Annotated in this window: 21 protein-coding genes; 4 read left to right on the top strand and 17 right to left on the bottom strand. The window is 64.0% G+C overall.

The features are described 5' to 3' along the window. Positions 1–76: 76 nt before the first annotated feature. Positions 77–1,423, bottom strand: coding sequence for a dicarboxylate/amino acid:cation symporter (locus ABLV49_RS18850; protein ID WP_349278873.1), 1,347 nt, complete (start codon positions 1,421–1,423; stop codon positions 77–79). Between the two features lie 153 nt (positions 1,424–1,576). Continuing rightward, the gene (locus ABLV49_RS18845) at positions 1,577–2,662 is read right to left on the bottom strand and encodes a DctP family TRAP transporter solute-binding subunit (RefSeq protein WP_415838159.1); all 1,086 of its coding nucleotides are present in this window, start codon (positions 2,660–2,662) and stop codon (positions 1,577–1,579) included. 16 nt (positions 2,663–2,678) lie between these two features. Here ABLV49_RS18845 and ABLV49_RS18840 point away from each other — a divergent pair, with 16 nt between their 5' ends. After that, positions 2,679–4,658 (top strand): two-component system sensor histidine kinase NtrB, encoded by a 1,980-nt coding sequence (locus ABLV49_RS18840; RefSeq protein WP_349278869.1) that lies wholly within the window; start codon positions 2,679–2,681, stop codon positions 4,656–4,658. Between the two features lie 23 nt (positions 4,659–4,681). Beyond that, a complete protein-coding gene (locus ABLV49_RS18835; protein ID WP_349278867.1) occupies positions 4,682–5,293 on the top strand; it encodes a response regulator transcription factor in 612 nt (203 codons plus the stop codon). 12 nt (positions 5,294–5,305) lie between these two features. Here the strand turns inward: ABLV49_RS18835 and ABLV49_RS18830 are convergent, their stop codons facing one another. The 5 genes from ABLV49_RS18830 to ABLV49_RS18810 form a co-directional block, all read right to left on the bottom strand. Further along, a complete protein-coding gene (locus ABLV49_RS18830; RefSeq protein ID WP_349278865.1) occupies positions 5,306–5,950 on the bottom strand; it encodes an FMN-binding negative transcriptional regulator in 645 nt (214 codons plus the stop codon). Positions 5,951–5,968: 18 nt separating this feature from the next. Further along, a complete protein-coding gene (locus ABLV49_RS18825; protein WP_349278863.1) occupies positions 5,969–6,430 on the bottom strand; it encodes a DUF1877 family protein in 462 nt (153 codons plus the stop codon). A 103-nt stretch (positions 6,431–6,533) separates the two neighbouring features. Then, positions 6,534–7,754 (bottom strand): VWA domain-containing protein, encoded by a 1,221-nt coding sequence (locus tag ABLV49_RS18820; RefSeq protein WP_349278861.1) that lies wholly within the window; start codon positions 7,752–7,754, stop codon positions 6,534–6,536. A 128-nt stretch (positions 7,755–7,882) separates the two neighbouring features. Then, a complete protein-coding gene (locus ABLV49_RS18815) occupies positions 7,883–8,986 on the bottom strand; it encodes a nucleotide-binding protein (RefSeq protein WP_349278859.1) in 1,104 nt (367 codons plus the stop codon). Between the two features lie 225 nt (positions 8,987–9,211). Further along, a complete protein-coding gene (locus tag ABLV49_RS18810; RefSeq protein ID WP_349278857.1) occupies positions 9,212–11,623 on the bottom strand; it encodes a DUF5682 family protein in 2,412 nt (803 codons plus the stop codon). A 66-nt stretch (positions 11,624–11,689) separates the two neighbouring features. Between ABLV49_RS18810 and ABLV49_RS18805 the strand changes: the two genes are divergently transcribed. Beyond that, the gene (locus ABLV49_RS18805) at positions 11,690–11,815 is read left to right on the top strand and encodes a hypothetical protein (protein WP_349278855.1); all 126 of its coding nucleotides are present in this window, start codon (positions 11,690–11,692) and stop codon (positions 11,813–11,815) included. A 15-nt stretch (positions 11,816–11,830) separates the two neighbouring features. Here the strand turns inward: ABLV49_RS18805 and ABLV49_RS18800 are convergent, their stop codons facing one another. From ABLV49_RS18800 to ABLV49_RS18785, 4 genes are all read right to left on the bottom strand, one after another. After that, entirely contained in the window at positions 11,831–12,916 is a 1,086-nt protein-coding gene (locus tag ABLV49_RS18800; RefSeq protein WP_349278853.1) for an ATP-binding protein, read from the bottom strand. Further along, positions 12,913–14,499: a DUF5691 domain-containing protein gene (locus ABLV49_RS18795; RefSeq protein ID WP_349278851.1), complete on the bottom strand. Its 1,587-nt coding sequence runs from the start codon at positions 14,497–14,499 to the stop codon at positions 12,913–12,915. Before ABLV49_RS18795 ends, ABLV49_RS18800 begins: the two co-directional genes overlap by 4 nt. Before the next feature lie 25 nt (positions 14,500–14,524). Continuing rightward, the gene (gene iscB, locus ABLV49_RS18790) at positions 14,525–15,850 is read right to left on the bottom strand and encodes an RNA-guided endonuclease IscB (protein WP_349281791.1); all 1,326 of its coding nucleotides are present in this window, start codon (positions 15,848–15,850) and stop codon (positions 14,525–14,527) included. Positions 15,851–16,159: 309 nt separating this feature from the next. Further along, a complete protein-coding gene (locus ABLV49_RS18785; protein WP_349278849.1) occupies positions 16,160–17,509 on the bottom strand; it encodes an SWIM zinc finger family protein in 1,350 nt (449 codons plus the stop codon). A gap of 505 nt (positions 17,510–18,014) precedes the next feature. Here ABLV49_RS18785 and gshB point away from each other — a divergent pair. Then, a complete protein-coding gene (gshB, locus tag ABLV49_RS18780) occupies positions 18,015–18,968 on the top strand; it encodes a glutathione synthase (RefSeq protein WP_349278847.1) in 954 nt (317 codons plus the stop codon). An 18-nt stretch (positions 18,969–18,986) separates the two neighbouring features. Here the strand turns inward: gshB and ABLV49_RS18775 are convergent, their stop codons facing one another. The 6 genes from ABLV49_RS18775 to ABLV49_RS18750 all read right to left on the bottom strand — a co-directional run bounded on the left by ABLV49_RS18775 (position 18,987) and on the right by ABLV49_RS18750 (position 23,977). Further along, on the bottom strand, positions 18,987–19,781 hold the full coding sequence (locus tag ABLV49_RS18775; RefSeq protein WP_349278843.1) for an endo alpha-1,4 polygalactosaminidase: 795 nt from the start codon (positions 19,779–19,781) through the stop codon (positions 18,987–18,989). Further along, positions 19,750–20,046, bottom strand: a complete 297-nt coding sequence (locus tag ABLV49_RS18770) for a hypothetical protein (protein WP_349278841.1) — start codon at positions 20,044–20,046, stop codon at positions 19,750–19,752. Before ABLV49_RS18770 ends, ABLV49_RS18775 begins: the two co-directional genes overlap by 32 nt. 403 nt (positions 20,047–20,449) lie before the next feature. Continuing rightward, positions 20,450–21,247, bottom strand: coding sequence for a class II glutamine amidotransferase (locus ABLV49_RS18765; RefSeq protein WP_349278839.1), 798 nt, complete (start codon positions 21,245–21,247; stop codon positions 20,450–20,452). Between the two features lies 1 nt (position 21,248). Next, a complete protein-coding gene (locus tag ABLV49_RS18760) occupies positions 21,249–22,745 on the bottom strand; it encodes a DHA2 family efflux MFS transporter permease subunit (RefSeq protein ID WP_349278837.1) in 1,497 nt (498 codons plus the stop codon). Between the two features lie 22 nt (positions 22,746–22,767). Continuing rightward, positions 22,768–22,959 carry a 4-oxalocrotonate tautomerase gene (locus ABLV49_RS18755; protein WP_011803095.1) on the bottom strand — a complete coding sequence of 64 codons (192 nt, stop codon included), beginning with the start codon at positions 22,957–22,959 and terminating at the stop codon, positions 22,768–22,770. Positions 22,960–23,146: 187 nt separating this feature from the next. Further along, positions 23,147–23,977, bottom strand: a complete 831-nt coding sequence (locus ABLV49_RS18750; protein WP_349278834.1) for a restriction endonuclease — start codon at positions 23,975–23,977, stop codon at positions 23,147–23,149. Between the last annotated feature and the right edge of the window lie 85 nt (positions 23,978–24,062).

The following is a 24,062-nucleotide window of genomic DNA, read 5'->3' as shown; positions in this document are numbered from 1 at the left end:
CGGCATGATCACTCATGCCGGCCTTTTGCCATCAACCCGGGCGGTCCCATTGACAGGAGCCGCCCGTGTGAATTTTTCAGCCCTGGGACTTCGCCACCGCCATGTGGGCGACCTGCTGGTCCAGGATGATCTCGGGTTCCTGCGACTCCTGCAGGCTGGGCTGATCGAGCCCCTGGTGCAGGCGCTGCATGTCCAGGTCGCCCGTCCACTTCGCGACCACCAGCGTGGCCACGCCGTTGCCCACCAGGTTGGTCAGCGCCCGTGCTTCCGACATGAAGCGGTCAATCCCGAGGATCAGCGCCAGGCCCGCGACCGGCACGCCGCCGACGGCAGACAAGGTGGCCGCCAGCACGATGAAGCCGCTGCCGGTGATGCCGGCCGCGCCCTTGGAGGTCAGCATCAGAACGGCCAGCAGGGTGATCTGCTGCGTCAGCGACATCGGTGTGTCGGTGGCCTGGGCGATGAACACCGCCGCCATGGTCAGGTAGATCGAGGTGCCGTCCAGGTTGAACGAATAGCCAGTCGGAATCACCAGCCCGACCACCGACTTGCGCGCGCCCAGGTTTTCCAGCTTTTCCATCATGCGCGGCAGCACCGACTCGGACGACGAGGTGCCCAGCACGATCAGCAGCTCTTCCTTGATGTAGCGCACGAACTTGAACACGCTGAAGCCGTGCAGCCGGCTCACGATGCCCAGCACCACGAACACGAAGATCAGGCAGGTCAGGTAGAACGCGCCCATCAGCTTGCCCAGCGAAAACAGCGAACCCAGGCCGTACTTGCCGATGGTGAACGCCATGGCGCCGAAAGCACCGATCGGCGCGACCTTCATGATGATGCCGACGATGTCGAACAGCACATGCGAGAACTTCTCGATGAAGTCAAACACCATGGTGCCGCGTCCGCCAAACCGGTGCAGCGCAAAGCCAAACAGCACCGAGAACAGCAGCACCTGCAGGATCTCGCCCTTGGCAAACGCGTCCACCACCGAGGAAGGAATCACGTTGAGCAGGAAATCCACCGTGCCCTGCATCTTGCCGGGCGCGGTGTAGGCGGCGATGGACTTGGTGTCCAGCGACGTCGGGTCGATGTGCATTCCCGATCCGGGCTGCAGGACGTTGACGACGATCAGGCCAATCACCAGCGCCAGCGTGGACATCACTTCGAAGTACAGCAGCGCCAGGCCGCCGGTCTTGCCGACCTTTTTCATGTCTTCCATGCCGGCGATGCCGATCACGACGGTACAGAAAATAATCGGCGCGATGATCATCTTGATCAGCTTGATGAAGCCGTCGCCCAGGGGTTTCATCTGGGCGCCCAGTTCGGGCGAAAAGTGTCCCAGCAGCACACCGATGGTGACGGCGGCCAGGACCTGGACGTAAAGTGACTTGTAAATCGGCTTGCGCGCGTTTGTCTTTGACATGGCAATGGCCTCTAAGGGGGTTGAAAGAAAGGAAAGTTGGCAGTTCCCTTTATGTCTCCAGGGCACAACCAGCCGGCGGCCCGCTGGGCGGGAACGCTGCGAATGGTACGCAGCCGCCATCGACCCGCCAACTGTGGCGTTCAACAGTCGGGTTTACCCTAGGTCTTGAAACAGGCAGTCGCGCTGCACCTGGCGCAGCAGCGCCCGGCCGACCCGGCGCTGGAAGTCGTCATACGCCGGCTGCACCGCGCGGCGCATGGCGCTGCGCTGCCCGGCCGACAGCGCATGCAGCCGCACGCCGGAGGATTCGCGCAGCGTGGCCAGGGCCTGCTGGTTCATCCGGGCCGACAGGCGATTGCCTTCGTCCAGGGCGTCGTTCAGCGCAAGCGTCAGGAGGTCGCGGTCCGCATCGTCCAGGCTGGCCCAGAAGCGCGGATTGGACACCACCGCATAACCCAGGTAGCCATGGCTGGTCAGCGTCACGTCGCGCTGGACCGCGTCCAGGTGCTGCGTCAGGAAGTTGGACAGCGGGTTCTCCGCGCCATCGACCACGCCGGCCGCCAGGGCGCGCTGGGTTTCGCCAAACGGCAGCACTACCGGGTAGGCGCCCAGCGAGCGCATTTGCGCCGTCAGCACGCGCGAAGCCTGGACGCGCAGGCGCAGCCCCCTGAAATCCTGCACATCCTGCACCGGCTGGCCGGCGCTCATCTGCTTGAAGCCATTGTCCAGAAAACCCAGCCCCACCATTTGCTGGCGCGACAGGCGCTCCAGCAGTTGCCGGCCTGTCGGGCCTTGCGTCACGCAGCGCACCTGCGCGAGGTCGTGGAACAGGAAAGGCAGGTCAAACACCTCGAACTCCGGCACGCCCACCGCGCCGAACTTGGACAGCGAGGGCGCCAGCATCTCGACGGCGCCCAGCTGCAGGGCTTCCATCTCGTCATCATCGCCGTACAGCTGGGAGTCGGGGTACACCTCGACCCGCAGGCGCCCGCCCGAGCGCTCCTGCACCAGCGCCTTGAAGCGCAGCGCCATCTGCCCCTTGGGCGTGTCGTGCGCCACCACATGCGAGAAGCGGATCAGCACTGGCGCAGGCGCCTTTTCTGGCGCCGCCAGAGTCGCGGCAGCCAGCAGCAGGCAGGCGCTCCATGCCGCGCCCAGGCGCCACGCCAGTCGCCTGCGGTTGATCCAGTTGAAGCCCTTGAAGCCGTTGAAGCCATGCATGTCCGCTATGCTACTCAAAAGCATTCCCTCCCCCATGACAGAACCGACCATCGACTTTGCGGTACTCGATTTGGACACCCGCCAGCTGTCGGTCCTGAACCGCCGCGCCATGACCTGGCTGGTCGGCATGCTGCTGCTGGTGACGCTGTCCATCGTGCTGCTGGCGCTGTTCCTGCGCACCGTGGAGGCGCAGGAGGAAGACCGTCGCCGCACCGCCGATGCCCAGTGGCTGGACCAGACCGTGCGCTTTCACCTGCGCCGCCTGGAGGCCGACCTGGGGGTGCTGGCGCTGCAGGTGCAGCGCAGCGAGGAGCCGGCGCCGCCCGCGCTGCCGGGCGGGCAGCTCTGGAGAAGCGCGCAGGCCATCGCCTGGCATGGCTGGCTGGCGGCGGACCGGCAGCCGGCCGTTGCCGCCTGGCCGCTGTTCCTGCAATCCGCAGCGCAGCATCCCGACAATGCCGAAGCGCTTTCGGCCATGCTCACGACCACCCGGGGCCTGCAGCGCGCGGCCTATGCCGGCCCCTTGCCGCAGGCCGGCGATTCCCGGGTGCAGATGCTGTGGCTGGCGGTTCCGGTGTTCGAGCGCGAGCGTTTTGTGGGTGATTACGTGGCCGCCATCCGCTTTGACCGGCTGCTAGACAGCGTGATTCCGCCCTGGTTCTTCAAGGACCACGCCGTGGCGCTGGACGCCGAAACCTTTCCTTTGGCGGCTGCACCGCCGGACAAGCCATCGCTTTACGTCGCGCCCGTCAACCTGCCGGGCGCCCCCTTGCGCTTGCGGGTGGACGCCCTGGACAGCCGGCCGGCCCTGGCGCCGCGCATCTTTTTCGGCATCGCGCTGGCCTGCCTGGCGGGCATGGTGGTGGCGCTTTATTTCTTGCGGCGCGACACCGCCCGGCGCCAGCGGGCCGAATCGCAGCTGCAAACCCAGATGGCGCTGCGCACCGCCATGGAGCGCTCGGTCACGCTCGGCCTGCGCGCCTGGAACCCCGACGGGCGCCTGCTCTACGCCAACCAGACCTTTTGCCGGATGGTCGGCCTGGCGCCCCACGACATCCTGGGCCATGCAGAGGCGATGTCCTACTGGCCGGCCGGGCAGGGCGATGAATTCCAGTTGCTGTTGCAGAGCGCCAGCCTGCCGATGGCGCAGCAGGTGGGCGTCGAGATGCAGCTGCGCCACAGCCAGGGCCATCTGCTCGATGTGCTGGCGCATGGCGCGCCGCTGACGCTGGGCGATGGCCGGGTGATCGGCTGGATGGGCTCGGTGCTGGACATCACCGAGCGCAAGCGCGTCGAGCGGCTGGCCGCACGCCGGCAGGAGCTGCTCGAAGCGTCCGGCCGCCTGATCGCGGTCGGCGAGGTGGCGTCCACCCTGGCGCACGAACTCAACCAGCCCCTGGGAGCGCTCAGCAGCTTTGCCAACGGCCTGCTCAACCGGATGCGGGCAGGCAGCCTGACGCTGGAGGAGGTGACACCCGTGGTCGAGCGTATGGAGCGCCTGGCGGAAAAGGCCGGGCGCGTGATCCAGCGCGTCAACGCCTTCGCCCGGCGACAGGAAATGAGCTTGCAGCCGCTGGCGCTCAATGAATTCATCGCGCGCGTCGCGGGCCAGGTGCCGCTGCCGGACGGCCTGGAGCTGCAATTGCGCCTGCCGGAGCAGCCGCTGACCTTGCCCGCCGACGCGCTGCTGCTGGAGCACGCGCTGCACAACCTGGTGCTCAACGCCACCGAATGGGCCATCCACGGCGGCCGGCAACCGGCCTGCGTGCGCATCAGCCTGGAGCAGGACGGCGGCCTGGCGGGCATCCGGGTGGAAGACAGCGGCCCGGGCGTTCCCCTTGCGCAGCGCAACAGCATCTTCGACGCCTTTGCCAGCCAGAAAACCGGCGGCATGGGCATGGGGCTGTCGATCTGCCGCTCCATCATCGAGGCGCACCACGGCCGCATCGAGGTCGCCACCAGCGCCGACCTGAACGGCGCACAATTTACGGTCTGGCTGCCCTTGACCCCGTAACTCCTGAAAGCCCCTGGAACCCCATGAATCCCACCGTTCACATCGTTGACGACGATGCCGACTTCCGCGACGGCCTGGCCTGGCTGCTGGATTCGCGCGGGCTGCCGACGCGCAACTGGAGCGGCGGCGACGTGTTCCTGCAGTCCTTGCGCCCCGGCAATCCCATGTGGGAATGCTGCGTGGTGCTGCTCGACATCCGCATGGAGCCGCTGTCGGGCCTGGCCACGTTCGAGCAGCTCAAGGCCATGGGCTGGCCCTGGCCGGTGCTCTTTTTGACCGGCCACGGCGAGATGAGCATGGCCGTGGCGGCGGTCAAGAACGGCGCCTGGGATTTCCTGGAAAAGCCATTCCAGAACAACCTGCTGGTGGACAAGGTCGAAGCCGCCCGCCAGGCCGCGCTCGCCCTGCAGGCCGACTCGCGGGAGCGGCTGCTGTTCCAGCAGTCCCTGGCCGCGCTCAGCGCGCGCGAGCGGGAGGTGCTGGACCAGCTGCTGCAAGGGCACTACAACAAGAACATTGCCGAGCACATGGGCATCACCCCGCGCACGGTGGAGTTCCACCGGGCCAATATCTTTGAAAAGCTGCGCGTGAATTCAGCGGTCGAGCTGGCCCATCGCATGGGCCGCCTGGCCTGACCGCCGCAAGTCTCAAGCCTGTGCGCCGCCACGGTCCTCAATAGCCTTGGCCATCTCCTGCGACGCCCGATCATCGCGGCCCTGCAGCGCATTGACCAGGGATTGCCGGTTCGACCCGGGCTGGTTCTGACTGAGCTTGGCCTTGCCTGCGATGCGCTCGATCTCGACTTCGATGCCGACAATCGCCTGCAGCATGCGCTCGATATAGTCCGGCGGCGCATCCGCGATCCGCCAGGGCGCCGGCTGATCGGCCTCGTGCGTCTGGGTCAGCGCCTGCAGGATATCCATCAATGCGGCCGGGTCGTCAATGGCGCGGACTTTTCCATGCACATGCACCACCTCGTAGTTCCAGGTGGGCACGACCTTGCCGGTTTCCTGCTTGCTGGCATAGCCGTTCGGCGAGATGTAGCCGTCAATGCCATGAAATACCAGCAGGCACGGGATGCCATCGCCCGCTTTCTGCCATAAAGGATTGGAGCGTGCCACATGGCCAAGGAGCTTGCCCGACGGCCCGGCCTCGGGGCGCAGCAGCAGAGGAATATGGTCGGCGGCAAGGCCTTCGGCATCATTGATGATGAGGGTCGCCAGCGGATGCTGCCGGATGAATTGGTGAAGCACCTCGGGGCGCGACTCTTCGAAGGGTTTTGGAATGTACATGGCAGGTCTTGGCTCCGGTCAGCTCACGTAAAAAAGCATCGCCTCGTCGCGACTGGCCGCGCCCTCGAAAAATGTCACCAGCCCGGCAAACATTTCGGAAATCTCCTCGAAGTCCTCTTTCCAGACGTTCTCCCAGTAAAAATCAGCGGCCTGGAACTGCTCCGAATCGAACATCGCCCGCAGGTCTTCGGCGCTGATGCCGGCCAGCTGCGCCGCCAGGCTGGACACCTGCGGCGCGGAAATCAGAAAGCAGCCTTCGCCCAAGTCGGCGTCCTGCAAAAACTCGCCCCCGTTGAGTTCGGGCAGGTCGTCTTCAAACAGGCAGCGGAAGGCGTCCCACGCCTGTTCAAGGCTGTAGCTGGTGATGAGCGCCTGATTGGCGTCATCAAAGACAAAGGCGCTCAAAGATGCCTGCGGGTCGGACAGCAGCGCATTGAGTCGGTCCTTGTGCAGCGCGATGTAACGTGCGCCCATGCTCATGATTTTTCCTTGGTTAATGGTGATTGGTTGCTATGAATTGAATAGCTGTCTATGCCCGTAACTATTGCGCAAGAGGCAGTTTTTGTTCATGAAACAGCCCGCCTCAGCGCCCCCGCGTCGCCAGCAAGCCCTGCCCAGCCGCCCAGGCGTTGATGTCTTCCTTGCGGATGGCCGCCGCCATCAGGCCCGGAAAGGCATCCGGCGTGCAGGCGAACGAGGGCACGCCCAGCGCGGCCAGCTTGGCCGCCAGCGCGCGGTCATAGGACGGCGCGCCCTCGTCGCTCAGCGCCAGCAGCGTGATGAACTGCACGCCCGAGGCCACCAGCTCGGCGGCGCGGCGCAGCAGATTCGCTTCCACGCCGCCTTCGTACAGGTCGGAAATCAAGACCAGAATCGTGTTGCGCGGCTCGCGGATGACCGACTGGCAGTAGCCCACCGCGCCGTTGATGTCGGTGCCGCCGCCCAACTGCACGCCAAACAGCAACTCCACCGGGTCATCTAACTGCTCGGTCAGATCGACGATGGCCGTGTCGAACACCACCAGCTTGGTCGCCACGGCGGGCAGCGAGGCCATCACCGCGCCGAAGATGCTCGAATACACCACCGACGCGGCCATCGAGCCGCTCTGGTCGATGCACAGCACGACTTCGCGCTGCGGGCTGCGCGCCTTGCGGCCATAGCCGATCAGCCGCTCGGGAACGATGGTGCGGTAGTCGGGCTGCCAGTGCTTGAGGTTGGCGCGGATGGTGCGGTTCCAGTCGATTTCGCTGTGGCGCGGGCGGCGGTTGCGCTGGCTGCGGTCGAGCGCGCCGGTCACGGCCGAGCGCATCGGCTCTTCGAGCTGTTTGAGCAGCGCATCGACCACCTTGCGCACCACCATGCGCGCGGTTTCCTTGGTTGTGGCCGGAATCACGCGCGAGAGCGAAATCAGGCTGGCGACCAGATGCACGTCGGGCTGGACGCTCTCCAGCATTTCGGGCTGCAGCAGCATGTCGCGCAGGTTCAGCCGCTCCAGCGCGTCGTGCTGCATGACCTGCACGACCGAGCTGGGAAAGTATTTGCGGATGTCGCCCAGCCAGCGAGCCACGCTGGGCGCCGAGCCGCCGCGCCCGCCCTTGCGGTCGGTGCCGCCCAGGCCTTTTTTGGGGTCGGCATCGTAGAGCGCGGCCAGCGCCTGGTCCATTTCAGCCGGCGCGCCCGAGAGCTTGCCGCAGGCGCTTTCGGCTTCGCTGCCCAGCACGAGGCGCCAGCGGCGCAGGCGGGCTTCGTCGCTGATGGGGGCGGCTGCGGAGGTGTTGATAGTGTTGGAGATTGGTTGGCTCATGCGGCAAATCCCAGAATTATTTTGAGCAGGGAAGGAGCAGGGCGACTAATGAATTTAGTTGACTTGCTCGCTCAAGGTGGTACAGGTTGAATGATTAGACCTTATGGATTTATTGCACGGATACCTATTCATAAAATGTCTTCCCGCTCAAGAACTTGTCGAATATCTTCAAAAATGGCACCGATATTTCCTTTGGGATAGCGTATTTGACCAAGCCCTTGAATATTACTAAATTCTTCGCAGCCCTCTTCAAGTAGAACAATCGCTCGCTCAAATCCTAATCTTCCCTGAAAAAGGCCTACTTCATGAATTACATTCTGCCTTGCATGCTTGTTTCCATCAATTTGCTCATCTTCTGCACTCATAACAAGAAATGCTATGCATGCTTGGTCTAGCATTTGAGCCAGTCGAGTAATATTGGTTAACCCTGCAACTGGTACTCGATTAAATTCATCCCAAGGTAGTCCAAGGCGTTCGTTAATAAAGTCTTTTAAATCTCGCCAATCGCTTGAGCGACCATGTCCAATAAAAATATTGGTGCCAATTCTTTTAGTACTTTCCATTTTTGATTCCAGGTTGTCAAGGTGCGATGCGATTTGCTCGATAATCTTTTTTAAATTTTTAGCTGCGATGAAGGGTGCCATCGTTGCATATGCGTTGCATTTAATGAGTATGTGTGGAGGGGGAATTATTTTGCATTCAACGCGGTTATCTCTTGTGGATAGTTGACCTTTTGGGGTTTCATTCTTGATAAAGTCTTCGCGTGAAGGGGGTTTAATTTCTTCTAACTTATTGGCTAGTTTTTGAAGAAATTTGTCATTTTCCAAGATGCTTTGTGCATGAAGTATAGATAAAACAGTACTTTTGACATCTTCTATCTGTTCGGCGGCAGCAAAACTATCGTGGCTCACTTTTGATAGATTAAGATTTCCCGTTTTGTTTTGTATATATTCCGTAATATCTTTGAATGAAAACTCAATCCATTCGCCGACACTCCCTAGTCCAAGGCTTTCGACTTTATTATTTAATCCCCATTCGCTACTAAAGCGCGCGCCAGCAGGTGGAATTTCAAGGTTTCTATAATAAACGTGCGAGTGATAGCCCAACCAAGAACCAGACCATGCCCTTCCAACTTTCTCTGCTTCATTTGAAATAATGGTTAAATTTGAACAGTCGTAAGTTGCGAATTTTTCAAGTTTGATGGATTCTTTTGCTATCTTCTCAAAAATCATAAAATTCTCTTTTGTTTGTTATTCGTGGATTGAATAATTGATCTATATAAAAATTATTTATATATAGATCAATCTGAGGTTTATAAAAAGCCAGATGAAAAACTAGAATTTTATTTTCCAAATGTCACTAAGCCGTATTTAATGTAGCCAAGGGTGCCCGTGTAAATACGGTGTTTACCTCACCTTTTACGCGACTTTGCGACTTCAGCGGCAAGCTCGTGTAGCTCATGCGGCAACGCCCAGAATGGTTTTAAGCAGGGGAAGGGGCAGGGCGGCCAGTGCTTCATTCCAAGTAGGCGCGGTGGCTGCTGCCGGCGCAGCGCTTGCGCCTTGCCGGGCGCGCTGGCCCAAGTCACTCCGCTCACTCGCGCTGAAGGTCGAAAACGTGCGCCGCACCAGCGGCAGGATGTGGGTGAAATGCGCTTCGCCCAGCCCGCACAGCCAGTCGTTGACCAGTTGCCACAGCGCCGCGTCGTGCAGCAGCACCAGCGCATTGCGGTTTAAAAATCCTTCGAGCCACGCGGCGGCCTTGAGCGGTTCGGCGCCGCTGGACAGGTGCAGCGACAGCGCCTGCGCCGCGTCGGCCGGTTCCCAGATTTGGGCGTCGAGCAGCAGGCGTCCGGCCAGTCCCTGCAGCAACTCGTGCGTCTGGCTGCCGGCTGCGACCTGGCGCAGGGCGCGCTGCCAGGCCTGGGTTTGTTCTTCGGCGTCGCGCAGGGCGATTGCGCCGTGGGCGGCGATGATGTTGCCGCGCAGCGTCTGGGCGGCGTCGTCGTTCAGCGCCGAGCAGGCCAGCGGCAGGGCGATGGCGGCGCGCAGGATCAGGCTGTCGAGCATGTGCGCCACCAGCCCGGTGTCGGTCTGGCGCACATTGCCGTAGCGAAACACGTTGGCCAGCGGCGGCAGGGCTTCGAGCAGCTGCAGCGTGTCGCCGCTGACGGCGGCGCGGTTTTCCAGAATGCGGCTGATGGCCTGCACGGCCTCGCCCAGGTCGGCCAGCAGCGCCTGATTGACCAGCTCCGACAGCTCGCCCAGCGTCGCGGCCTTGTGCGCGCGGTCCAAGCTGCGCGCGGTGGCGGCGGCCTGCAGGCTGTGGCCCCACGGGCTGGCCTCGATCAGCTTCATGACGAATTCGGGCTGCCATTGCAGCGACCAGACTTCGTGGAAGGTGCCGCGCGCCGAATGGCCGGTGCGGCTCAGTCGGCCCCACGGAATGCCGATCAAGGTCAGGCGGTGCAGCAGGTGGCTGCGCGCCAGGTCGTTGGGCTGGCGCAGGTCCAGGTCCAGCGTGCGCTCGAACGCTTCGGCCTTGAGGCGCAGGGATTTTTGCTGCTGCTCCAGGTCTTTTTGCAGCGGCACGGTGGGCACGTCGGGCGGCACCTGGCCCATCTTCTGGCCGACCAGCAGCGCGTCGTCGATGAAGTGCAGGACGGACGCGTCGCCCAGCGTCAGCACGGTGCGCGTGGCTTCGTGCAGCTCTTCAAGGCCGGGCTGCGGGCGCTGGCGCAGCGCGGCCAGCGTGTCGGCCAGCCGGGCGGTTTCGATCAGGTGCGCCGACGAGCAATCGAGGTCGCGCTCGCGCATCAGCCGGGCGATGCGGGCCAGCCAGCCGATGGTGCGGGCTGGCGGTGCTGACGGATTCGCGTCGGCCTGCTGGCCGCACAGCCACAGGTGCTCGTACCAGCCGGGCGCCTCGATGCCCGCGCCGTAGCCGCTGGCGCTGGTGAGGTGGCGGTAGGTCCACGGCACCCAGGTCGATTGCACCTTGAGCTTGGGCAGGCCCTTGAGCAAGGCGGCGTCGGCGCTGGCCTTGGTCGCGGCCTGCAGCCCGCCCAAATGCCATGCGCCGCAGACCACGGCGATGCGCGCATGGCCTTGCTTCACGGCGTCGCGGATGCGCTGGCGCATGTGGGCTTCGCGCAGGATTTCGCGGCTGGCCTCAATCGGGTCGCGCTCTTGCGCCTGCTCGCCCAGATCGGCGCGCAGGGCGGTCATGGCTTCAGCGATGGCGGCAAAGAGTTCTTCGCCGTCGCCGCGCTCCTCGACGGTGTGGTTCCACCAGCTTTCGCCATCGGCGTGGCCTGCGGCCTGGGCGAGCCAGTTCAGCGGGTCGGTGCGGTAGGCGGGCTGGTCCTGGGCAGTTTTGGCGTCCGATGCCGGCGCGGTGCTGGCTTCGGCGGCGTTTTCGAGGGTGCTGGTTTCTGCGTCGGCTGGGGTTGCAATTTGCAGGGTTTCTTCAGCCTCGGCCTCTTCTTTGTCGGCTTCGGCTTGTTGCCGGGCGGCTTCTTCGGCTTCGGCGGCTTCGCGGGCCTTGTCCAGCGCCATCTGGTGCATCACCGGCAGGTCGATGAAACTCACCGGCACCTGATGCAGCAGCGCCCAGCGCAGCGCCTGCCATTCGGGCGAGAAGAGGGCAAACGGGTGGTAAACGGCGCGCTGCGGCTCGTCCGGGCAATAGCTTAAAAGCGCCACGGGCGGCTGCATGTGTTCGGACAGCAGCGCGGCCAGCACGCCTTCGGCTTCGGGCGGGCCTTCGACCAGCACGCAGTCGGGCTGCAAGGCCTCGAAGGCGCGCAGCAGGCTGCGGGCGCAGCCCGGCCCGTGGTGGCGAATGCCGAAATAGTGGACTTTTCTCACGTTGACAACCCTTCCTGATCCGTAACGACTGCGCTTGGGATGTGACTAACTTTCGTGTTCTCCCCCATGGGTACGGGGCTCAACATCGTCATTCCCGCGCAGGCGGGAATCCAGCTGTCAGACGAAAAGCCGGGCGCCCTGCAAGCGCCGTACTGGATTCCCGCCTGCGCGGGAATGACGAATGCAAAGTGATGGCTGGCCCCATCCTTATTCCAGTTCCCTGCACGCCCGGTACAGCGGCTTCCAGTCCTCGCGCTCCTTCACGACGATTTCCAGGTATTCCTTCCAGACCACGGTGTCCTGCACCGGGTCTTTGATCACCGCGCCAATCAGCCCGGCGGCCACGTCGCGCGGGTGCAGCACGCCGTCGCCGAAATGCCCGGCCAGCGCCATGCCGTTGTTGATCACCGAAATCGCCTCGGCCGACGACAGCGAGGAGCTGGGCGACTTGATCTGCGTCTTGCCATCCGCCGTGCGGCCGCTGCGCAGTTCGCGGAAAATCTGCACGATGCGGCGCACTTCCTTGAGCGCGGGCGGCTCGGCGGGCAGCTGCAGCGAGCGGCCCATCTCGCTCACGCGCTTGACGACGATGGCGACTTCCTCATCCTCGGTCGAGGGCACCGGCAGCACGACGGTGTTGAAGCGGCGTTTCAGCGCAGCCGACAGCTCGTTCACGCCCTTGTCGCGGTTGTTGGCCGTGGCAATCACGCTGAAGCCGCGCGTTGCCTGCACTTCCGAGCCGAGTTCGGGAATCGGCAGGGTTTTTTCGGACAGCACGGTGATCAGCGAGTCCTGCACATCGGCCGGAATGCGCGTGAGTTCCTCGACGCGGGCGATCTTGCCGGCGCGCATCGCGTTCATCAGCGGGCTGGGCACGAGTGCCTTGTCGGACGGGCCGTTGGCGAGCAATTGGGCGTAGTTCCAGCCGTAGCGAAGCTGCTCTTCGCTGGTGCCAGCCGTGCCCTGGATCAGCAGCGTGGAGTTGCCGCTGACGGCGGCGGCCAGGTGCTCCGACACCCACGACTTGGCCGTGCCCGGCACGCCGTAGAGCAGCAGCGCGCGGTCGGTGGCCAGCGTGGCGACGGCGATTTCCATCAGCCGGCGGCTGCCGATGTACTTGGCGCTGACCTGAAAGCCGTTGTCGAGCTTGTCGCCCATCAGGTAGGCGACGACGGCCCAGGGCGAGAGCAGCCAGTTGGCCGGGCGCTCGTGGCGGTCGTGCTTTTTCAGCTCGTCGAGTTCGTGGGCGAATTCTTGTTCGGCATGCTGGCGCAGGGTTTCAAGCTTGGTCATGGGCGGTCTTTTTCAGGAAGGGAGGCAAAAGAAGTCAGGGTTAAAAAGGCGTGCCGGGCGGAGATGGCCTGCAGGCTGCTTTGCACGGCTTCGGCCAGCGGATGGGCTGTCGTGCCTTCGGCTGGTTGCGCCGGCAGCGCCAGCAGGCCGGGCAGGGTGGCCGGGTGCAGCACGCAGCAGACATCGGCCAGTGCGCTGCGCAGGTAGTAGGACTGCTTCAGGTAGAGCGGCAGCTTGTCCAGCAGCAGCACGGACAGCGCCTGCGACACATGCTCGCCCGGCGCGCAGGCCTGCAGCATCTGCTCGGTCACCTCTTGCACGCTGCCCGCCTTGCCGGCCTTGGCCTGCTCCAGCATTTGCGTCCAGTACGGCTCGCGCCCGGCCGGCGGCAGCAGGGCCAGCACGGCGGCGGGCGATGCGTTCAGCAGCTTGGCCGGCCAGTGGTCCAGAAACGCCCTGCACCACGGCGGGCTGGGGGCGATGCGCAGCACATCGAGCCAGGCGCGCGCCAGCGCTTCGGTCCAGTCGCCCTTGCGCGCCCACTGCATCAGCGCATCGGGTTCCATGCCGGTGTGCTGTTCCCACCAGGCCAGCGGCACCTGCCGCGCCAGCTGGTACAGCCACCAGGCGCGCTCGCCCATGCTTTCGCCCTTGGGCCGTTCGGCTTCCAGGCCGTCGGCTTTCCAGTCGTCGCTGGCGGCTTCGGGCGGGTTGATCTTCCATTTGGCGCCGAGCAGGCTTTTCAGGGTGGATTGCTTTTCCAGGCAGGCCTGCAGCCGGGCGATGGCGCGCTGCGTCTGCGCGCTTTCAGGCAGTTGCGCCAGCAGGGCGCGGGCGATTTGGCGCACCTCGCCGCCCCGGTCCTTGCACAGGCCGGCAAGCAAGGCTTCGTCCTGCATCGACAGGCCTTCGATCAGCACGGCGGCGAGTTCGGCGCGCTCCTTGGCCGGCAGGTCGGGCAGGGCGGTTTTGAGCCGTTCGCGGGCGCTGGCGGCATCAACCTGGCGTTCTTCGCGTAGCAGCTCGACCCGCTGCGCCAGGCTGCCTTCGGACCAGCGGGTTTCTAGCGGCGCCAGGGCGGCCGTGCCGGTGCCATAGCGCCAGTAGCGGTTTTTGCCCGCCAGCCAGCGGCCGCGCTCGCCCAATACGTTAAGCAAGGCCGGCCGCACGGCAACGCTGCGCTGCCCGGCCTCCAGCGCCAGCGCCAGCAGCCCGGTGGGCAGGCGCAGGCCGGCGGCCTTGAGGCACTGGAGCATCTCGACCAGCAGCCGGGGCTGCGCTTCGACCAGCGCCCAGCGCAGGGAAATTTGCAGGGCGTTCGATGCCAGCGCCGGTTCGGTCTCGGCTGCGGCCACATCGGCGGGCGCGGCGCGGGTCTGCCCCTGCTGGCCGGCGCGTTCGCAGATGGCCAGCACGCCGGCCGTCTGCAGCAGCGCACGGGAAGCTTCGGCCTGCTGCCCGATCTGCGCCAGCAACTCGCCCACCGCACCGCCCACGCCAGGCGCGGTAAAGGCCATTTTTTCAGTGCCCACCATGGCGGCGGGCAGCAGGCCTTGCCAGAGGGCTTGGGGTGATCCGTTCATCAGTTTGCGCGTGAAACCTCGGCCTTCAGGCCGGGGAGGTAGAGCGCGGAACACGAAGTGTTCCTTGCTGCGGTGGCGTACCTGTCACGTCCGTTTTTGCCACCAGTTGATAACCGTAGCCGTCGCCGCGCTGCACTACGGTGCAATAGCGGTGGGATATCCCTTGAACCAAACCATTGCTGGTCTGGATATTGAAACTGCCAGAAGCTCTGACAGCCACCCGTCCGATATGGCAACCCGTCTTCTTTCCCTGGGTGACTATCGCTTTCACCCTGTCGCCAGTCTGGAAGCCTTGAATGTTTTTAGAGCGGGTCAGGTAGCCCCGCACGCAGCCAAACTTGTCCAGCCGTGTGCGCTGGTAACTGCCGCGCCCCATGGCCTTGATGCACAGCGTCGGCTTCTGCCAGCCGGTAATTGCGTTCACATCGCCGACACAGGCAGCATCGAGCGCATGGGTTTTAGGGAGTCCCAACTCGATTCGATTGAACTTTGTTCTACCGCCAGATGCTGTTTCAACTGCAAGACCCGTCGCCTTGAGTGCGTTGACCAACGCCCAGCGAGTTGCATTGACGACAGCGGCATCCTTGAGTGGCCGCTTGGCTTGGGCCTGAATACGCTTCAAACGCTCGGGCTGCTTGGCTAAAAAAACTTCAACCGGCAAAGCCGCCTTTTTTGCGTTGCAGCATTGACAAGCCAGCGTCAGATTGCTGATGCGGTTTGAACCACCCTTGGACTTGGGCTGGATATGCTCGATCTGCAACGGCACACCCTTGGCGCCGCAGTAGGCGCAAGTGCGGCCCCATTTCTCAAGCAGGTACTCACGCACCTCGTAGCCGACCAGCGTTCCTTGTTGGTACTGCGCACCTTCAATTTCAGGATTTTCCAAAGCCTGCATGTCAAAGCGCACCAGTTCGGTACTGATCGCAGAGACGGGCGCGAGTTGTTCCAAACGATTGACCCATGCCAGCGTCGTATCGACCCGGTGTTGCAGGCTTGACGCCAGCCAGCCTTTTCCCTTGTTGCCTCGATTGAGAAACCTAGGCGCACGGTAGCGAAGTTTTCCACGGCGCAGCCTGCGATGCCCGCGTCTGGCAGTGAGTGCTTCACTGATTTGGCGGCCACGGTGCGCCAGCTCAAACAGGTTGAGTACAACCACTGCGCCACCTTGCGCTTCACGCACCAGTGCAATGCCGGTGGTCTTGCTGCCGGGGTCAAGCTTGATGCGCAGGGCCTGAAACTCGCTGGATTCAGCAAAACGGTCAACCACGCGAATGGTGAACGGCAACATCTTGTGTACTCGGGCGCGACCATGTTTCAGTAGCAGTCTGGCCCGCTTTTCGGTGCAGGGCATCAGTGGCCTGCCACCTCTATCCAAAACAAATACTGCCATTTCAAAACCTTCTGCCCTTACGGGCCTTGTGACGTAAGCCTTTTGGCAAATCTCCCCTCGGGAATGTCAGCAACCGGCTCCTGCTTTTGAGGGCAGCGACTAAAACCTTCGACCCTTTACCTTTGGTCTGCATGATTAAAGCCTTGCAGAGCAGCAAACTGAGGAAGCATTTGCTGGTGCGTCTGAACGACCAATTACTAACGTAGCGGGCTGGTTACCGCTTTCCCTGTTTCAACCTGGCTTTTTGGATTTCTCCTTAAGCTCCGCCCTTTAGGGCGGGGTAGTTGACAAGGCGCTCCAGTTCCAGATGCCGTCGCTGCCTTGCGCCGACAGCGGGCGCAGCATGTCGCCGTTCCATTCGCCCATCACCGACACGGGCTGGCCGCCGCTCAGGGCCAGCAGCGCCCAGCCCTGCGCCTCGGTGATCTCCAGCGGCAGGTAGCGGCCGGCCCAGTGCAGGCCAAAGCGGTCGTCGCCGTCGCGACACGGAATCGCCTGCTGGCAGCGCAGCGGATGCAGCGGCACCCACGGGTTGCTGGCGATGCGCTCGGCGATGGCGCGCCATTCCTCGTCGGGGGTGGAGCCTGATGCGCCGGGCTCGCTGGCTGCAGACGCCGCCGTGCCGCCGCTGGCGACCAGCGCGCGCAAGGGCGCGGCGCTCGGGTAAAACGCCAGCGTGGCCGGCTGGCTGGAGCCGCAGAACCAGGCCTGCTCGAAACCCTTGCCGCCAAACGCATGGTCGAGCAGCAGGGCGCGCCTGCCGGTGCGCTGGCCGTGCAGCCAGACGCGGCGCTCCTGCAGGTTGTTGTCGCGTTCTTCCTGGATCACGCCCACTACCAGCCAGCTGTCCTGCACGCCGGGCGACTGCGCCAGCACCGCGTCCTTGTCCAGCGGCCAGCCGAGCAGGATGCGCAAATCGGCGATGGCCTCTTCATTCAACGCGTCGCGCCGGGCCACCGCCTCGCAGGCCAGTTGCAGCAGGCCGAGCTGGCGCAGCACCTTTTCGGGCCAGCCGGCACCATCCATCAGGCTGCCGGCCGCGCTGCCCAGCCGCTGCGCCAGGCCGGGCGCCTTGGCATCGACCAGCCGGGCGGCCATGGTTTCCCAGCCTGCGCGGCTTTCGGGTCCGAGGCTGCCCAGCCCGCGCGCGACCTGGTCGAGCAGCCACTGCCGCAGCTCGCCCACGCCGGCGTCGATGCGCGACCAGCGCTGCTGCAGGCTCTTGAGCGCGGCCTGCGTGTCCACCGGCTTGAGGGCCTGCTCGCGCTGCTTGTCTTCCTTTTTCTGCACCCGCTCGGTGCGCGCGCCCAGCCATTCGGACACCCAGGCCGGCGGCGTATCAAGCTTGAACAGCGACGCATCCCTGGCCCGCAGCAGCAGCAGCGCCAGGCCGTGCTTGCAGGGAAACTTGCGGCTCGGGCAGGAGCATTTGAAGGTCGGCCCCGACAGATCGACCTGCGTCTGGTAGGGCCGGCTGCCGCTGCCCTGGCATTCGCCCCAGACGGCGGCAGGGTTGGCCCCAAGCGTAGGCCACTGCGCCGGCTTGACCAGCCCGTTGGCGGCTTTGGCCGAGGCGGCGTCGGGCGCCAGGGCAAGGACGGATTCAGCGCTGAGTTCCATGGGTGGCAAGGAAAAAGGTTGAAAAAAGTGAAGCGGCTCGTCAGGCTGGATTTGAATCCAATGCATCCAGCAAGGCAGCCCAAACAAGGTCGCTCTGACAATCTGTGAGGAATGTTAGCTTATGTTACGCGGACCCAAAGCCGGCGCTGGCACGCGTCACCCGGCGCTTTATCAAAACCACCGTCATACCCGCGAAGGCGGGTATCCAGAGCAGATCAATCACCCCCGTGTGTACCCCAACTGGGTTCCCGCCTGCGCGGGAACGACGGGAATCACAGAGACACCTGAGCAGTTAAAAAATACTGCTTGAATATGCCTTTTTCGCAATACCATCATGCATGGACAGCTATCGTTTTGATAGTTTTAAGATGTGCTGGGCATGGGCTGTGCGGCGCTGCTGGCCGGCGCGCTGGCGCTGTTTGGACAACAATACGGCCAGCAACGCCAAGCGCCCCTGTCCGGGCCGGCGCCCACAACCCAGACCGCCAGGTCACCCCAACCAGCCATGAACCTCCTTTTTATCGCCGATCCGCTTGAGTCCTTCAAGATTTACAAGGACACCACCTTTGCCATGATGCGCGAGGCGCAGCGGCGCGGCCACCGCATCAGCGCCTGCGAGCAGCAGGACTTGATGTGGCAGCGCGGCTCGGCCGTGATGGCCCATGTGCGCGACATCACGCTGACCGGCGATGCCACAGACTGGTTCAAAGAGACAGCCACGCGCGCGGTGGCGCTGAAGGAATTCGGCGCGGTGCTGATGCGAAAAGACCCGCCGTTCGACAGCGAATATTTCTACGCCACGCACCTGCTCGAACAAGGCGAGCGCGAGGGCGCCCGGGTGTTCAACAAGCCGCGCGCGCTGCGCGACCACCCCGAAAAGCTCGCCATCATGGAATTCCCGCAGTTCATCGGTCCGACGCTGGTGACGCGCGACGCCGAGGACATCAAGCGCTTTCATGCCGAGCACCAGGACATCATCCTCAAGCCGCTCGACGGCATGGGCGGCATGGGCATCTTCCGCGTCGGACCCGACGGTCTGAACCTGGGCTCGATCACCGAGACGCTGAACCGCCACGGCGCGCAAAGCCTGATGGTGCAGAAGTTTTTGCCCGAAATCGTCAAGGGCGACAAGCGCGTGCTGGTCATCGGCGGCAAGCCGGTGCCTTTCAGCCTGGCGCGCATTCCCCAGGGCAGCGAGGTGCGTGGCAACCTGGCCGCCGGCGGACTGGGCGTGGCGCAGCCGCTGTCAAAGCGCGACCTTGAAATCGCCGAGGCGCTGGGGCCGATCCTGGCCGCGCGCGGCCTGCTGCTGGCCGGCGTGGACGTGATCGGCGACTACGTGACCGAGATCAACGTCACCAGCCCGACCTGCTTCCAGGAAATCCACGACCAGATGGGCTTTGACGTGGCGGCGATGTTCATCGACGCGCTGGAGCAGGCGGTCAGCGCTGGCCTTTAAGGGGCAAGCGTCAGGCGATTAAAAGGCAGGCCAGTAGCACACGGTCTGCTGTCCCGCGCTGGAGTCGGAGACTGAAGGCGAGAAGCCGCGCGCACGGCTGGACTGGAAGGCCGACTGGGCTGCGCTGGTGTTGGTGCAGCTGCTGGCGTAATCGAGCGTTCCGATCCAGAACTTCCGGCCGCCCGGCATCAGGTTCATGCCCGACCAACTGACCAGTTCGGCTTCGACGGACGAGTCATGGACGGGCTTGTAAACCTCCTCGTGCGCGATGCCGTCGAGCAGGCTCGGGAAGGCCACCGTGCCGGATGCACCAGTTGCCCGGCCGAGGCGCGTCTTGTCGCTGGTCGCGTTCTGCAGCACAAACAGCATCGAAGGGTACTTGTCGCGCAGCTTGGCGATCAGGTCGAGGCCGCCCTGGCTGCACTGGGCGTCGCACGGGCCGTTGCTGGTGTTCGTTCCGTGCTCGACGATTTCCATGTTGTCGAAGTAAAAACCATCCACGCCCTGGGCGGCGAGCCGGGGCACGATGTAGTTGATGACCAGGTTTTGGTAAGCGGCATTGCCGACATTCATCCAGACCTCGTTGCTGTAGCCCGAGTAGGTACCCAATTGCGCCGCCTTGTTGGCCGAGCATGAGAGGAATCCGGCCGGCACGTTGGACCAGTAGCCACGGAAGTTTTCGCACGAGCCCAGGTTCAGGTAGCTCAACACCTTGTTGGCGCCGCCGTTCTTGAGCGTCTTGATCTGGCTGACGCTGAAGTTGCCCATGTCCGGGTCGGCATCAATGTCCAGGATGCGGTACGTCGCCGCCATTTTGGGCAGATCGATGCTGTCCGCCGACCCATAGAAGGACGCCCACGGACCGGCTGTGGGGAAGCCTCGGCTGGAAGTCGTTGCCGGGGTTGGTGCCGGTACTGTTGGGGTTGGGGTTGGGGTTGGGGTTGGAGTCGGAGTTGGAGTTGGAGTTGGAGTTGGAGTTGGAGTTGGCGTAGGCGTAGGCGTAGGCGTTGGCGTTGGCGTAGGCGTTGGCGTAGGCGTTGTTGGCGTTTGTGTGTTTGTGTGTTTTCTCCGTTGCCATGTCCTGGTGGAGCCGGATTCCGTGGCGGACCTGTCTTGCCAGCTGCTGCCTGCGGGCTGCGTGTCGCCAATGACAGTCAGGGTGCGGCCATGGGCCGTGAAGGCGCCTGCCATCGCGACGAGCAAGGTGGTGCAGCGCATCGTGGTGGCCAGGCGGGAGCCTGTGCGATGGCCATGGAGGGGGGTGTAAGTAGGTGTATGGGTGGGCATGGCCGCGAGTTTAGGTGGCCCTCAAGTTTGCTGATGAGCTAATAGTAACTACATGTTATTTACTGTAATTATGGGTTTATTGCGGCTCAATACAAGGGAGTAAGTTACGTGACAATTCCATACAAATTGTGTGGACTACCCATTTATGGGTAGAAAAACGGCCCATTTCCCCGATTTTGCGGGCCGTTGCCGCGTCAGGCGTCGGCCAGCGCACCATCCACGAACACCTTGAGTTCGCCGGGCTTGAAGGCCGTCCAGGCCTCGTTGGTCGTCAGCGGCGCGGTCACGACCACGGCGATGCGGTCGGTTGGCTGGGTGTGCTCTTCAAAGTTCACGCTCACGTCCTCGTCGCTCAGCGTGGCGTGGGCGAACGGGTGGCGGCGCTCCACGTACACCAGGTTGGTCGAGGCATGCGCCCACAGCGCCTGGCCGTTGCTCAGCAAAAAATTGAAGGTGCCGTGCCGGGCAATCTGCGCCGCCAGCTCGCGCAGCGTGATGCTGAGTTCCTTGATGCTCGGCACGTCCGCATGCGACTTGGCCAGCTCCTGCATGATCCAGCAAAAAGCGCGTTCGCTGTCGGTGTCGCCGACCGGGCGAAAGCTGCCGTGCAGGCGCGGCGAATAAGCCGCCAGGTTGCCGTTGTGCGCGAACACCCAGTAGCGGCCCCACAGCTCGCGCACGAACGGGTGGCAGTTTTCCAGCGCCACCCGGCCCTGCGTGGCCTTGCGGATGTGCGCAATCACGTTGCGGCTCTTGATCGGGTAGCGGCGGATCAGGTCGGCCACCGGCGACTCGCAGGCCGGCAGGTGATCGACGAAATGCCGCAGGCCCTTGTCATGGCCCGCGCCGTCCACCGTGCTGTCGCCCTCGAAAAAAGCGATGCCCCAGCCATCGGCATGGGTGTCGGTGTGGCCGCCGCGCTGTGCGAAGCCGCGAAAGCTGAAGGTCACGTCGGTGGGCGCGTTGCAGTTCATCCCGAGCAGCTGGCACATGTCAATTCCTTGAAGATGAGGCGGGTTCGCGAAGCTGCGAAGCCGCCATCATGGCCAGCACGCACAGCGCGGCCAGCATCAAAAACGATTCGTTGAAAGCGGCCAGCCGCGCCGGGCTGCTGGCCGCATTGGCCAGCGAATCGCCATGCGCGGCCAGCCGCCATTCGAGCACGATACCGCACAGGCTCACGCCGATGGCGCCGCCCAGCATGCGCATGAAACTGATGGCGCTCACGCCCTGCGAGATCAGGTCCTTGTGCAGCGGCCGCACCGCGCCGAGGTTGAGCGAAGGCAGGATAAACCCCAGCCCGATGCGCCCCAGCGTCGCCCACAGCGCCAGCAGCCAGAGCGCCGAACTCAGCGTGAGCGTCAGCATCAGCGAAAACGACGCCGCCAGCAGGCCCAGGCCGATGCACACCAGCAGCCAGGTCGGCTGCCTGTCGGCCAGCCGGCCCACGCCGGCAATCGTGACGGCCAGCACCAGGCCGGCGGGCAGCAAGACCGTGCCGGCGTGCGAGGCCGACAAATTCAGGCCCAGCTGCATGTACACCGGCAGCAGGTAGGTCGAGCCGAACAGCGCCGTGCCGTAGATGAAGGCGACCACGCTGCCCATGGCGAACTGCCGGTAGCCAAACAGCGCCAGGTTCATCAGCGGCTCGCGGCCGGTAGCCAGCATGCGGCGCTGCCAGGCGATGAACAGGGCCAGAGCCGCCAGCGCCGCGCCCAGCAAGACCCCCGCCTGAAGCGGGTCGCTGCCCTGGCCGTGCAGCGTGACCATGCCGTTGAGCAGGCACAGCGTGCCGACGGATGCCAGCAGCAGGCCGCGCCAGTCGATCATCTTGCTGTTGCGGTCGGCCACGACGCCGCCGGGCGCGGCGTCGGGCACATAGCGGTAGGCCATCCACAGCGACAGCAGGCACAGCGGCACCACCATGAAGAAAATCGAGCGCCAGCCGAACAGATCGACCAGCACGCCGCCAATGCTCGGGCCGACGGCTGGCGCCAGCACCACGCCCATGCCGAACAGGCCGCTGGCCCGGCCCTGCTCGTGCGGCCCGAAGGCGCGCATGATAATGATGGCCGCAATCGGCTGCACCACGCCGGCCGCCAGCCCCTCGGCCACGCGCGCGGCCAGCACCAGGCCAAAGTTGCCGGCCAGCCCGCCGACGATGCCGCCGGCCATCAAGAGCAGCATGCAGCTGGCATAGGTGTTGCGGTAGCCATAGCGCGCCAGCAGCCACGGCGTGGTCAGCATCGACACCGTCATGGCGACCATGAAGCCCGAGCTGACCCACTGTGCGCGGCCCTGGCCCAGCACGAAATGCTGGCTCATGTCGGGAATCGCCACGTTGATGATGGTGGACGACATGATCGAGGCCATGGTGCCGACCATCACCGCCAGCAGCAGCAGCCAGCGGTAGCGCGGGCCGAAGCGCGCCTTCAGCGCGGGGAAGGACGATGCGGCGGCGGAAACCGGCGAGTCGGGCGGGGTGGTCAAGGGGGCGGTCCGGGCGCGGGCTTCAGTCTCTCGGTTCGGTCCAGAGCTTGCCGCCGGTGGCCCAGTTCTCGCGCTTGATGTCGGTGATCAGGACATCGACCGAATCTGGCTGGCCGCCCAGCACTTCGACGCTCACGCGGGTGATGGCTTCGACCAGCTTTTTCTTTTGTTCCAGCGTGCGGCCTTCGAGCATTTCGACGTGGTAGGTGGGCATGGTTTTCCTGTGGGGTGGGTTTGAAGAGGGCATGCATGCGTCAAGGCACGCAAGCCGTGCATTATTCCGTGTCTGGCCGTTTGCTGCTGCGCCGGCCCGGTTTTTTAAACCAAAAAAGCCTTTTGCGCACAGCCTGACTGCGCAGGCAGCTACTGTTTTTATAGTAAACAGGGTTGCCCGGCGCGCTTCAATCGACCTCGCGCGTGCCCCGGCAGCGGTCTTGCGCATAGCGGCTGCAGCCCCAGAACTGCTTGCCCGCCGTGGCGCCGCTGCGCGCCTGGCGCAGCACCATGGCCGCGCCGCACAGCGGGCAATCGGGCGCTGACAGGCCTGCCGGGCCGCTGGCCTTGTGCGCCTGGATGTCGCGCATCAGCGTTTTGCCATTGATCAGCGTCAGCGCCAGGCCGTCGGCAAAGCGCACCGCCTCTTCGGTGAAATCGCCCGAGGTGACGACAAAGCCGCCCGCCGCGCCATGGGCGGCCATCACGCCGTACAGCTCGCGCACCGGCTGCACGCCCACGCGCAGCGCGCGCCAGTGCTTGCATTGCACCAGGTAGCTGCCTTTGCCCTTGCCGCTGGTTTTGTGCAGCACCACGTCCACGCCGCCATCGGCGCCGCCGCCGCCGTTGTCCAGCACGCCAAAGCCCTGGCGGCGGAAATACTCACCGACCAGGATTTCAAATTCCTGCCAGCTCATGCGGCCCAGGGCGTCGGCGCGCGTGGTGGCGGCGGAATAAAGCCGCACGGCCTTGCCCCGCCTGAAGGCCGAGACCAGCGCGCCTACTGCGAAAAACACGGGCAGCAGGTACTGGCCGGCCAGCGCCAGCCCGTGCGTTGCCGCCGACAGCAGGAAGCTGCCCATCTGCCCCGGTTGCAGGGCCGCCGGCATCGGCTTTTGCGCCAGATGGTGCAGGCCTGCATAGCTGATCACGGCCAGCGCCAGCCCCAGCCACCAGGGCAGGCGCACGGCCAGCCCGATCAAGGCGCTGGGCAGGCCTGGCTTTTCACGTAACTGCATGTCTTGCTTCTCTCTTCAATTCAACCGTGGTGGCGCTGGTTATTGACCGGCAAGACCGGCATTCCAGCCAGTTGTTCGCCATTCG

Origin of the sequence: Polaromonas hydrogenivorans (genome assembly GCF_040105105.1) — a bacterium.
Classification (GTDB): Bacteria; Pseudomonadota; Gammaproteobacteria; order Burkholderiales; family Burkholderiaceae_C; genus Polaromonas; species Polaromonas hydrogenivorans.
This window is presented reverse-complemented; position numbering and strand designations above follow the sequence as displayed.